Annotated in this window: 7 protein-coding genes and 1 pseudogene; 5 read left to right on the forward strand and 3 right to left on the reverse strand. The window is 68.3% G+C overall.

What is annotated here, in order from left to right; genetic code table 11:
- Positions 1-189 (forward strand): annotated as a pseudogene (locus ACWDA7_RS46465) (ExeA family protein); the annotation flags it as partial.
- 55 nt (positions 190-244) lie between these two features.
- Here the strand turns inward: ACWDA7_RS46465 and ACWDA7_RS46470 are convergent.
- Positions 245-949 (reverse strand): TetR family transcriptional regulator, encoded by a 705-nt coding sequence (locus ACWDA7_RS46470; protein ID WP_450613437.1) that lies wholly within the window; start codon positions 947-949, stop codon positions 245-247.
- A 158-nt stretch (positions 950-1,107) separates the two neighbouring features.
- Here ACWDA7_RS46470 and ACWDA7_RS46475 point away from each other — a divergent pair, with 158 nt between their 5' ends.
- The gene (locus ACWDA7_RS46475) at positions 1,108-1,971 is read left to right on the forward strand and encodes an SDR family NAD(P)-dependent oxidoreductase (RefSeq protein WP_450613439.1); all 864 of its coding nucleotides are present in this window, start codon (positions 1,108-1,110) and stop codon (positions 1,969-1,971) included.
- A 315-nt stretch (positions 1,972-2,286) separates the two neighbouring features.
- Entirely contained in the window at positions 2,287-3,189 is a 903-nt protein-coding gene (locus ACWDA7_RS46480) for an aldehyde dehydrogenase family protein (protein ID WP_450613441.1), read from the forward strand.
- 146 nt (positions 3,190-3,335) lie between these two features.
- Here ACWDA7_RS46480 and ACWDA7_RS46485 read toward each other — a convergent pair whose 3' ends face one another.
- A complete protein-coding gene (locus tag ACWDA7_RS46485) occupies positions 3,336-3,719 on the reverse strand; it encodes a winged helix-turn-helix transcriptional regulator (RefSeq protein ID WP_450613443.1) in 384 nt (127 codons plus the stop codon).
- A gap of 413 nt (positions 3,720-4,132) precedes the next feature.
- On the opposite strand from ACWDA7_RS46485, the gene ACWDA7_RS46490 reads away from it, so the two are divergent.
- Complete coding sequence (locus ACWDA7_RS46490; RefSeq protein ID WP_450613445.1) at positions 4,133-4,651, forward strand: nuclear transport factor 2 family protein; 519 nt, start codon at positions 4,133-4,135, stop codon at positions 4,649-4,651.
- 332 nt (positions 4,652-4,983) lie between these two features.
- Here the strand turns inward: ACWDA7_RS46490 and ACWDA7_RS46495 are convergent, their stop codons facing one another.
- Positions 4,984-5,121 (reverse strand): hypothetical protein, encoded by a 138-nt coding sequence (locus ACWDA7_RS46495; RefSeq protein WP_450613447.1) that lies wholly within the window; start codon positions 5,119-5,121, stop codon positions 4,984-4,986.
- Between the two features lie 306 nt (positions 5,122-5,427).
- Here ACWDA7_RS46495 and ACWDA7_RS46500 point away from each other — a divergent pair, with 306 nt between their 5' ends.
- The gene (locus tag ACWDA7_RS46500) at positions 5,428-9,609 is read left to right on the forward strand and encodes a S8 family serine peptidase (RefSeq protein WP_450613449.1); all 4,182 of its coding nucleotides are present in this window, start codon (positions 5,428-5,430) and stop codon (positions 9,607-9,609) included.
- Positions 9,610-9,731: the final 122 nt, after the last annotated feature.

Raw genomic sequence — 9,731 nt, forward strand, 5'->3', positions numbered from 1 at the left:
CTCGCCGGCCGCTCCGACACGCTGTTCTCCGACGATGCGATCTCCCTGATCCACACCACCAGCCGCGGTCTGCCCCGCGCGGTCAACAACCTCGCCGTCCAAGCCCTCCTCGCCGCGTTCGTCGACGACAAGGCCATCGTCGACGAATCCTCCGCCCGCGCGGCAGTCGCCGAAGTCACGACAGAGTGACCATCTTCGCGACACCATGCACACCAGGCCCCACTGGATCAAGATCCAGTGGGGCCTACGGCTTGGCGCCCAACCGCAGCGGCAGTGTCGCCGCCATCGTCAAAACGAACGTCGGGCAACACGGGGCGAGGACGGTGGCGGTGGCCTGGAGCAGGCGGGTCAGTCGTGGTTCGAAGTCGAGGGCAATGTGTTTCCAGCGGGGGTGCTGGGCGTAGAGCTCGGCAAGGGTGGGTGTGGGATGGGAGATCTGCCAGAGGTTGGCGGTCAGCCCCAGCGCCACCGTGAGGAGGTCCTGCACCTGTGTGCTGGTCATGGTGCCCGCGGCGGTCAGCGTTTCGACGATGGCGTCGTACGCGGCGAACGAGTTGGTCTTGAAGCGGCGGGCGCGTTCGATGCAGACGTCTCCTTCGAGACTGAGCGGGACGTGGGTGAGCAGGTCACAGAACAGCGGTTGCTCGGCGAGCGTGGCGGCCACGGCGGCCGCGATCTGTTCCGGGGTGAGGCCGCGGGTGTCGGCAAGGCGGGCGAGGAGGATGTCGCACCACTGCCGCCAGCCGCGTTCGGCCAGTTCGAGCAGGAGTTCCTCCCTGCTGTCGAAGTAGCGGCGGACGGCGGAGGGGTGCAGGCCGGCAGCCTCGGTGACGGCCGCCAGCGTGATATGGCGGACCCCGCCCCGGGCGGCGGCCAGCGCTCGGGCGGCATCGAGCAGGTCTTCGGCTCGGCGGAGCTTGGCCTCGGGCGAACGGGCTCGGCGCTGCATGACCGCTACCGTAACGCACGCGTGCTGCGTAAACACCGTGACGTGTTAGCGTGCTGTAACGCAGTTGGATTGCGTTACTCCGCCGGGCGCTTTCGCCCTGGCACACCCCCCGCACACTCCACCCCCCGCGCTCACCCCATATGGACGGAGTTCGTCCCATGCCGAAGGTTTTCCTGGTCACTGGCTCCTCCCGGGGCCTGGGCCGCGAGATCGTCACTGCCGCTCTCACCGCCGGGCACCGGGTGATGGCCACCGCCCACGACCCGCGCACCCTGGAAGACCTCGTCGCCGCCCACGGCGACCAGGTCCGCACCGCCCGGCTCGACGTGACCGACGCCGACGCCGCCGAACGCGTCGTCGGCGAGACCGTCGACGCCTTCGGGCGGCTGGACGTCGTGGTCAACAACGCCGGCCAGGGCGATCGCGCCTCCCTGGAGGACACGACCCTGGAAGCGTTCCACCGGCAGATCGACACCAACTTCTACGGCACCGTGTACCTCAGCCGGGCCGCCGTGCCCGTGCTGCGCCGCCAGGGCGGCGGCCGCATCATCCAGATCTCCTCTCTCGGCGGCCGCATCGGCAGCCCCGGCATGACCGCCTACCAGTCCGCCAAGTGGGCCGTGGGCGGCTTCTCCGAGGTCCTCGCCACCGAGGTCGCCCCATTGAACATCAAGGTCACCGTCCTGGAACCGGGCGGCATGCGCACCGACTGGGCCGGGGCTTCCATGCACACCCCGCCCATCAGCGAGCCGTACCAGGCCACCGTCGGCGCCGCCGCGGAGGCGATGCAGAACTTCGCCCAGGAGGCCAACGGCGACCCAGCCAAGGTCGCCCAGGTCGTCCTCACCGTCGCCGACCTCGACGAACCCCCCTTGCGCCTGCTCCTGGGTTCGGACGCCTACACCTACGGCCGTGCCGCCTGGACCAGGCGCCTGGAGCAGGACGAGAAGTGGCGGTACCTGAGCGTCACCACCGACCACGACCAGGCCCAGGGCGACGGCCTCCAGTGGCTTGACAACTAGGCAGTTTCGTTAAGACCAGCAGGCATCTCTCCCGGCAAGGAGGCAGGCGGCGTGACCATCAGAGCGTGGTCTTCTTTATAGGCTGCCGCGGCACGGTCTTGTCCCGGACAGGGTGCCCGCACACCGTTGAGCGCGGTACCCCGAACAGGTCGGCGATCTGCTGCACCGTCTTCTCCCGCGCGTCGTACAGCTGCTGGGCGAGCGCCGCCTGGTCCGCCGTCAGCCGCGTCGGCGCCCGCCGCCCCGGCCCCAGGCACGCGTGGAGCAGTCTGGCTACGCCACCATCACCAAGGTGCTGGTCGGCGTCGCGGCCAGTTGAGCACCCTGCAAAGCCGGATCCTCATGGAGTGCTTCGAGAAGGCATCCCTTCCGCCCGGGGTCGTGAACGTCGTCAACGGCGTGGGCGCTACCGTCGGCAATGCCATCACCCGAAGCCCGCTGGTGCAGAAGATCTCCTTCACCGGGTCGACCACGGTTGGCAAGATGATCAACCGTGAGGCCACCGAGACGATGAAGCGGGTCACTCTCGAACTCGGTGGTAAGTCCCCCACGGTCATCCTCGACGACGCCGACATGAACAAGGCCGTCCAGTTCGCCCTGACCGCGGGCCTGCTCAACACCGGCCAGGCGTGCATCGCCGGAACCCGCATCCTCGTTCCCGCCAGCCGGCTGGAGGAGGCCAAGGCCGCCCTCAAGGCGGGCGTGGAGGCGCTGGCGATCGGCGATCCGAGCGACCCCGCAACCGTCATCCAGCCCATGGTGTCCAAGGGACATTACGAGCGAGTCCAGAACTACATCCGCAAGGGCATCGAGGAAGGCGCCGAAATCCTCGTGGGCGGCGAGGGCAAGCCCGAAGGTTACGAGGCGGGCAATTACGTCAAGCCCACCGTCTTCGTCGGTGTCATCAACGACATGACCATCGCCCAAGAGGAGATCTTCGGCCCGGTCCTGTCGGTCATCACCTACCGCGACGACGACGAAGCCGTGGCCATCGCCAACGACGTGTCCTACGGGCTGCACGGCTATGTCTACGGCGAGGACCCGCAGCGGGCCCGCGTCGTCGCCGACCGGATCCTCGCTGGCCGCGTCATGATCAACCAGCTCGTCGACGACCCCACCAGCCCGTTCGGCGGCTTCAAGATGTCCGGCTTCGGGCGTGAGTTCGGCGTCCACGGCCTCAACGCCTACCTCGAGACCAAGATCGTCTACGCCGCATAACGCCAGCCGCAGAAGAAACACAGCCACCCCAAGTCCCGCAGAGATCCAATGACTCCACCTCAGACAGACTGCGGGGCGGCAGTCGGCCAGTTCGGCGAAGCGCTCCTGTGACCGTCCGATGGCTGCGCGTGCGAGTGCTCCAACCGTCAGGCGTCGAAGCGGCGGCGGGAGGTCTCGATGTGACCGAGGTACCGGTGGGTCCAGTCGCACATTACGTCGACTGCCGTGCGCAGGGCTCGGCCCGGCTCTGTGAGGGTGTACTCGACTCGCGGCGGCACGGTCGGATGCACGCACCGCTTGAGCAGGCCGTTGCGCTCCAGCATGCGCAGGTTCTGGGTGAGCATCTTGTGGCTGATGCCCTCGATCTCGTTGCGCAACTCGGTGAAGCGCAGGGTGCGTTCACCCACGACTTTGATGATCAGGAGCGCCCACTTGTTGGCGACCTCCGAGAAGATCTCCCGTGTCAACGAGTCCGAATGTGTCAGGTCTGCTTGGTCCCCGGGCATGCCCTTGGACTGCTTGGTCACCATGAGGTTCCCCAGTCACCGAAAAGTGCGTTCTTCCATGTCAGCAGCCACTCTTCTACGGTTCCTTAGTAACCACAAGAGACGACAGACGCCTCTCGCGGTAAAGAGGCAGGCGGCATGCCATCACCTTGGTGAACCCAGTGGATTGCCCAAAATCGACGGCTACCGGCAGGCATCGATCGCACCCGGGTCGAAGCGGGTCTTCATCGCCAGAAAGGTCACCTCGGGCGCCGAGAGGGTCACTGTCGGTGAAGGCGACGCTGGGCCGAGGCCCAGCTGCGGCGCCGGCCCAGGGTGCGGCACAGCCGTCGAGACCGCCGACCTGTATGCGTGGGCCGCGCGGCGCTACGTCGCTGTTCAGCCTGGCCGAGCGCGGCTGGGAGATAGGAATAGGTAATGAAAGGGGATGAGCGGGAATGAACATGGAGTCTGACGCCGCGATCCGGTACCTCATGGACCGAATCGCCATCCAGGACATCATCGCGCGCTACGGTCTTGGTCAGGATCTGCACCAGGGTGACAACGCCGACCAGGATTTGATGGCACAGTGGGGCGAGGTTTTCTCCGGCGATGCGGTCATCGACGCTTCCGATGTCGGCGAGAGCGCTGAAATCGCGCTGTCGGACTACATCAGCTTCATGCGGGGCGCGCGCCGCCAGCCCACGGACGGGCTCGGGAGGCTCTTCGGGCGCTGGCAGCACCGAGAAGGGTACGCGACCGTCGTGATCGACGGTGATCACGCGACTGCCACGTCGCCGTTCTTCCACACGCACGAGACACGCGACGGCAACGCAAACGTCGTGCACACGGGCCTGTGGCACGACCGGCTGGAACGGCGGCCCGAAGGCTGGCGCATCGTCCACCGTCGCGTGGAGAACGGTTTCTTCCACACCTTCGCCCGCATCAGCAATCCAACCGATCTCTTGGAGCGATAGCAGATCCTGCCAGCCAGCCTGCGAAGCAGGACTATGGCACTGCCGGCGGCGGCGCTTCGCCCTTTGCGCGGCACGAGCGAACTGGCCCGATTGACGATCAGTCAGGATCCGGCAAGCGGTTCGGGTGGCTGAGACCAGCAGCGATGCCCGGCTCTTGAGCCCTGACGAAAGACCGTGCCCCTGCCGTTCGACCCGGAGAGTTGATCGCTGATGGGATGCCGTGCCCGCCGCCGTGCGGCGCGAGCACTGCTTGATTAGGTCGCTGAAGGTTCACCCCCAGGCAGGGCAGATGCTCACACATGCCGGCAGGGAACGGGTCATGGTCGGGTAGGTCACGACCTCCTGCATGCGCCGCCCCGGGGGCCCTTCACGGGGCACCCGGGTGCAGCACACACGACCTCGGCCTTGCCGATGGCCAGCGTGGCAACCCGCTCGATGATCTCCTCGGTGTCCTGTGTCTCTTCCAGCACCACTGCCCTCCCTCAACTCCCGGGGGGCTGCCATCTGTGGGAGCCAAAGGGCTGGTGAAGGAATCTAACCCGCGTGCTCGAAGCGACGCTGAAGGCGCCCGATGACTTGCTCCCCGCGCCCGGCTCAACGCAACTTCGCCGTTTCGGTGGCGACTTGCTGCCAGTTGACGGAAGTCCGCCACCCTCGTCATCTTGTGCCGGCTTTTCCAGGTTGACAGATTACCTAACAGTGTTGGGCGCTGTTCGGGAGCCGGCGCCTTCTCTGTGCTTCCTCCGAGTTCTTTTGTAAGAAGAAGTGGAGTGCCCATGAAACGGCGGAGACGAGCGATCGCTCGCGGCGTCGTCACCATAGCCAGCGCGGCCGTATTGCTCGGTACACCCGTGCAGTACGCGACGGCCACCGGAGCGAGCCCGGCGGCCGATTCCGGTGCGAAAGGTACGTCTGCGGGGGCCGCGCTCCCCTCCTCACCCGGGTCCTCGGCGCTCGGTCCGTGGCGCTCGTTCCTGAAGCCCACGCCGGCGCAGTCGGCGAAGAACAGCCCTCACCAGGTCCTTGTGGTCCTCGGCTCGGCCACCCAGGTGACGGGCAAGTCGTTGGGCAAGCAGCGCAATCTGCAGGTCCGCACCCCGCTGACCTCGGACACCTCGGTCAACACCGCGCTCCACCGGGCCCACGCGGTCTCCATGCGGCCCCTGGTGCCGGGTCTCACAGCTGCCCAGACGAAGCAGTTGCGCACGGCCGCCCAGGCGAAGCTGGGTTCCGGGGCGATCGACCTGTCCAAGGTGCAGGTCGTCCAGCTGGCCGGCGGCGACGCCTCGGCGGCTGCCCGGGCGCTGGCCGCGACACCCGGTGTCGTCTACGCCGAGCCCGACCAGACCGTCTCCCCCATGAACACCGGGTCCGTGCCGCTGCCCTCCTCGGTGAGCGCCACGGCGGGCAAGGCCGCCGCGTCGGCGAGGGAGTCGGACAGCGACACGACGACCGGCTCCGACGGTGTGCCGGGCAACGCGGCTCTCGCCGACTCGACGCAGAGCTTCCTCAACGCCGGCGGCGTGAACGCGACCGGCGCCTACAGCGTGCTCAAGAAGAAGTTCGACCAGCTGCCCGGCACAGGCGAGACCATCACCAACGTCTCGGTCGGCGACCTCACCGACGCGGGGACACCCAACCTCGACCCGCACGGGCCGACGACCGTCGTCCAGAACGGCCAGCGGTACCTGGACATCCCCACGATGCCCTTGATCCCCACCTACACCGCGGATGCGACCGGCGCACTCGACCCGACCGGCTCGGCCCAGGGGCAGGACCCCGTACTGGGTGAGGTGCTGCTGGACTTCTCCGTGATGGCGCCGCTTCCACACGAACTGCAGCGCCCCGACATGCGGGGCAGTGGAGCCTCCGACCTCCTCGGTATCGCCCCGGGCGCGAACTACCGGCTCGTCGTCCCGCAGCAGCCGACGTTCAGCCAGATCGCGGTGGCGCTGCTGGCCGCGGCACGGCAGCAGCCGCGACCCGACGTGATCACCGCCAGCCTCGGCTACGGCACCGACGCATTCGGGCTCCCCGGCCGCTACCTGGAGGACGACCCGGTCCAGCAGGCCGTGATCGCGTCGATCGTGCAGCAGTACGGCATCACTGTGGTGGTCTCGTCGAACGACGGCACCAGGCTGTACACCAACGCGGCCGTCGGGCCCGACGGCGGCAGCACGGCGACCGACGTGACGTCCAGGGCCGCCGACACCACCCGGATCGACGACGACCAGGTGTCGACCACGCCCAGCAAGGTGCTGGACTCCGGCGCGATCGCCGCGGGCGGCACCACGACCGACGACACGCTGTCCGTTCCGCCGCAGAACGGTGGGACCGCGTCGGCCAACGGGACCTGGGCGACCACCAGACTCAACGGTTCGGAGGCCTTCTCCTCGGGATTCGGCACGCGCGTGAACGTCTCGGCGCCCAGTGACGGCATCCCCGCCTTCGAGCACCAGGGCCAGACCGCGCAGTCGGTGACGGAGGTCCTCAACGGAGGCACTTCCGCGTCCGCGCCCGAAATCGCGGCCGCCGCGGCGGTCGTGCTGCAGACCTCCCGGCTGACCGGGCAGCACCCGTCGCCCGATGACGTCCGTTCGCTGCTGGAGCGCACCGGCCGGGCCGTGCCCACGCCGCCGCAGATCGACCAGCCGCTGCACGTGGGCCCGCAGCTCGACGTCACAGCCGCCGTGCAGGCGGTCCTGGCCAAGGCGCCCGGCAGCCACGCCGGCACGGACACGCCCCGGATCGTCCGGCTCTCGGTGGCGCATCGCCAGACCATCGACGCGCTCGGTGGTACGTACCAGGAGGCCACCGACCCTGGACGCATCGACCTCGCCGGACCGGACAGGTACTCCAGCGCCACCGGGGAGGGCCTGGTGGGGCCGGTGACCATCGGCGCCGACGTGACCGGCCTGCCCGACCAGCAAGGTGTCAGCTACGCGCTGCGCGTCGGGAATCACGAGTTCACCTCCGATGTGCCGGCGATCCGGCTGACACCCAGCCAGATGCTGACCGCGGCCGGACTGCCGGTCGTCTCCACGACAGACCGTCAGGTCTCGCTCACCTTCGAGGTGCGCCACGGCCACCAGGTGCTGGCCTCGGCCACCCACGAGCTGACCTTCGGCCCCACCGACGGCGGCTACGCCGAGGCGCTCGCCCCGGTGGTCCAGCCCGTGGTCAAGTCGGGGCACTCCGTGCAGGTGAGCTACGACCTCACCGGAGTGCGGAACGTCAGCTCGCCCCAACTGGTCGTGTCGGGAGTGGGCCACTGGAGCCCCGCAGCGGCACCGATCTTCTCCGCCTCCTACACCACCCCGCTGACGGGACTTCGCGGCACGGTCACCGTCCCGGCCGGCGCCTTCTCCGCCGGCGGCGGCATCTACGGAATCGGCATCCTCCAGAACGCCACAGGCAGCCTCAACGGCGGCCCGCTGTACGGCGAGTTCGCCTCGATCCGGGTCGACGGCGGTGACGTCTCGCAGCGCCCGGCGGCGCCGACCCTGGCCGCGAAGACATCCGGAGAGTTCGGTCACCTGCTGGAGATCAACCGGAACGCACCGCAGTTCTCGGTGCACTACGACGTATCGCGGGTCGAGGGCGCCACCGGCACGCTGCTGGAGCTCTCCGCGCCCGGGCCGAACATGTACCACTCGTACAACCTGGTCAGCAACCAGAACGGCACCACCCGCGACCACAACGGGGTGGACAGCCCGGCCACGCTCGACCGCCCGCTGAAGGGCACGCAAGGCACGGTGGACCTCAACGCCCTCGCGCTCAAGCTGCCCTCATCGGTCGCCTACGACCTGCGGGTGTTCGCCGTCGACGGGCACGGCAGGATACTCGGGCAGGGCTCGCCGACGTCGCTGCTGGCATACGACGACGGACTGGCCCCCGACGGCACCAACCTGACCGACTTCGCGATCGTCCCCGGCGGCACGTCCGTCGTGTCAGTCGAAAGCCCCACCGTTGAAGGCGCGGTGTACGACTACAACGCCGCCACCGGAATCTACGGACGCAAGTTGACGAGCGACCCCGCGTACGGCTCCATCTACGAGGTGTTCGGCGTCGACTCCGCCCACCACGCGCTGGTCCTGCACAAGCAGACCACCACCGGCGAACAGTGGCTCGAGACCTACGACACGAGCACGGGCAACGCGGTCGGCAGCCCCGTCCGAGTCGACGACCAGTACGTCGTGACAGGCGGGCGGGTGGACGCCAGGCGCCACCGCGCAGCGGTGCTCGCCAACCGTTCGAGCGACCGTGCGAGCTTCGTGCTCCCCGTGGACACGGCGACCGGCACTCAGGGGACGCCGCTCCAGCTCGAGCCCACCCCTGACGGCTACTCCACGTACGGCCTGCTCGACGTGGACGAGTCGACCGGGGTGTTCTCCGCGCAGAAGACCCTGAGCAAGGTCAACTGCGTGGCCTTGAACGGGTCCGGCACCGTGGCCTCGGTCGACCTGGACAACGGAACGGTCACCCACAGCCAGGGGGGAATCCCTTGCGCCACAACCCTCGCCTCCGACCAGAACGGCAACCTCTACGAAACGTGGTACAGCTCGCTTAACCACCTATTCCCCGGCACCGGGTACTTTGCGCAGTTGCCGAGCGGGGACCCGGTGAATATCGCAATGCAGCAGGCGCCCGTCGCGCTCGCCGTCGACGGCAAGCACCAACTGGCACTGTTCGCCTTCCAGGCGCCGGACCTGAAGCCGACGGGTAGCAATTACAAGTACGGCTCCGCCGACAACAACGCCACCAGCCGCATCGCCGTCGTCGACCTGCAGACGGGCAAGACGGTGGGGACCGTGACCGGCGTCGAGTACCAGAACTTCGGTAACTGGACCGGCCGGCTCGACAGCCATCGCGAGCGCGTCATCCAGCTCGACCCGGCAACCCGCACCGGCTGGACGTACGCGGGCGACGGCAGCCAGATCAAGCAGTTCTCCTACTGATCCCATTCGCTGCTCGACCCCCGGGTCCGCGGGCGCCACGGCGCCCCCCGGCCCCCCCCCCGCCCGCGCCTCCGCCCCCCCCCGGCCCACCCCCCCCCTCCCCTCTATCCGTCTTCAACTCA

The organism is Streptomyces sp. NPDC001156, assembly GCF_053598275.1.